Genomic DNA, 994 nt, shown 5'->3' on the forward strand with positions numbered 1-994 from the left:
CCCCCCCCCCCCCCCCCCCCCCCCCCCCCCCCCCCCCCCCCCCCCCCCCCCCCCCCCCCCCCCCCCCCCCCCCCACCAGACTTCTTTGGTCACTCCGTCACCCCCGAAGGCACCCGCTCGGCCGGCATCCCGTTCACCCTCTCTTAGCGAGAAGTTGATAGGTCTCCTTAATCAACGCTCAACGAACGAGTCGGACATGCGCTTCACGCTCGGCCTCAGGATGCGGATCACGGTTGCGCTGGCGGTGACGGCGGCGGCGACCGCCCTGTTCGCCGTGCTCGGGGCGATGTGGATCATTTCCGGCATCATCGACCGGGCCGACCAGCGCGAGCTTCGCAGTCATTACGACGCGCTCCAGTCGCGAATTGCCGAGGAATCCCAGCGCGCCGCCGCCATGAGCGCCGTCGTCGCCGCGATGCCGGCAACGCAGGACGCGATGGCCAAACAGGATCGCAATGCCCTGATCAGCCTGTTCGGGCCGGTGTTTGCTGCGACCAAATCGGAGTACGGCGTCGAACAGTTCCAGTTCCACGTGGCGCCCGCGACCTCGTTCCTGCGCGTGCACCAGCCTGCTAAATTTGGCGACGACCTCTCGGGCTTCCGCAAAACCGTGATCATGGCCAACCAGGAGCGCAAGGTCGTGGTCGGCCTCGAGGGCGGCTTGGCTGGGCTCGGCATCCGCGGCGTCGTGCCGATCGCGCAAGGCGGCAAGCATCTCGGCTCAGTGGAGTTTGGCCTGACCTTCGGCCAGTCCTTCCTCGACGATTTCAAGACCAACCGCCATGTCGACATCGCCTTCCATCTCGCGGACGGCGGCGGCTTCAAGCTGTTCGGCGGCACGCTGAAGGGGAAGAGCTTCTTCGATGCGGCCGATTACGGCCGCGCCGCCCGCGGCGGCGTCACGGGACGGGAGGCCAAGCGCGCCACCACCCCCGGAGCGGCGCGGGGGGGGCCCCAGAGGGGTTTTTTCGGGAAGACCCACCGCGCCCGCCGA

General features: G+C 68.8%; 1 protein-coding gene. It reads left to right on the forward strand.

What is annotated here, in order from left to right:
* Positions 1–196: 196 nt before the first annotated feature.
* Positions 197–994: cache domain-containing protein (locus AC0L23_RS33475; RefSeq protein WP_473357959.1), on the forward strand; the 798-nt coding region annotated here is incomplete at its 3' end.

This window comes from Bradyrhizobium sp. MI1.4 (assembly GCF_055811315.1).